Consider the following 1,324-nt stretch of genomic DNA (forward strand, 5'->3'; position numbering starts at 1 on the left):
AGGGTGTGTAAACTAAACTCTGTCCGGGCTGCTTACTTTTCATGGTTACGGGTTAAGTCCAGTGGCAGTCGATCGCCATATCGAATGGCCAGCTGTTGAACGGTTAAGGCCCAGTTTTGCAACGGACTCGTCCATTTCTTCTCAATGTTTTTGGTCGCCAGATACACCAGCTTGAGCAAGGCCATGTCACTGGTGAAAGCACCTTTGGTCTTGGTGACCTTTCGCAGCTGCCGGTGATAGCCTTCTACCGCATTAGTCGTATATATGAGCTTACGAATCGGGGGAGTATACTGGAAATAGGTCGTCAGCTTCTCCCAATTGTCGCGCCAAGAGGCGATGACAACGGGATATTTTGACTCCCATTTATTAGCCAACTCATCCAGGGCCAGCTTGGCCAAATCCTTGGTGTCTGCTCGATATACGCGCTTTAAGTCCCGCATGAACTCCTTCTGGTCTTTGCTGGCTACGTACTTCAGGGAGTTGCGGATCTGGTGAACAATGCAGCTCTGCACGTCGGCCTTTGGATACACGCTCCCAATCGCCTCGCTAAAGCCGGTGAGATTATCGGTACAGGCAATGAGGATATCCTGGAGCCCTCGGTTCTGCATGTCGGAAAGCACTTGCAGCCAGAAGTTGGCCCCTTCGCTCTCGGAGACGTAGCATCCCAGCACCTGCTTGTAGCCATCCCGGTTGATGCCCAGAATATTATAAAGGGCTTTGTGAGTCACTCGTCCTTCATCCCGTACCTTGTAATGCATGGCATCCAGCCACACGATACAGTAAACCTCTTCCAGCGGACGAGATTGCCAGGCCTTCACCTCGGGGATGATGCGATCGGTAATCTGAGAGAGTACGGTGTGGGAAAGCTCGGTGTCATACATTTCGGAGATATGAGCCGAGATGTCTCGAAGGCTCATTCCGAGTCCGTAAAGACCGATAATCTTGTCCTGGAGACTATCCGCCAAAACGGTTTCCCGCTTTTTGATCAGCTGAGGATCAAAGCTGCTCTGACGGTCCTGCGGAGTCTCGATCTCGAAACTACCCGCTGAACTTTTAATCGTTTTGTGGCCTTTGCGGTTGCGCTTGTTGCCGCCTTTGCGTTGCTCGGTATCCAAATGAGCATCCATCTCGGCCTCTAGGGCCGCCTCGATGAAGCTCTGAAGCATCGGAGCAAAGGCGCCCTCTTTGCCAAATAGGGACTCCCCAGACTTGAGCTGGGCCAAGGCTTTTTCTTGTAGTTTATCTAGTTCTTTTTGTGTCATGATTTGTCTAAGTTAGTAGATTTTAAATTACCAACCTAGACAGAGTTAGATTTACACTCTCG

Annotated in this window: 1 protein-coding gene; it reads right to left on the minus strand. The window is 50.7% G+C overall.

Annotated elements, in window-relative coordinates; all coding sequences use genetic code 11:
• Window positions 1-32: 32 nt before the first annotated feature.
• On the minus strand, window positions 33-1,262 hold the full coding sequence (locus tag ACT3IB_RS15480) for an IS256 family transposase (protein WP_491539920.1): 1,230 nt from the start codon (window positions 1,260-1,262) through the stop codon (window positions 33-35).
• Window positions 1,263-1,324 lie beyond the last annotated feature (62 nt).

The sequence above is a fragment of the Fodinibius sp. GM21 genome, assembly GCF_058386955.1.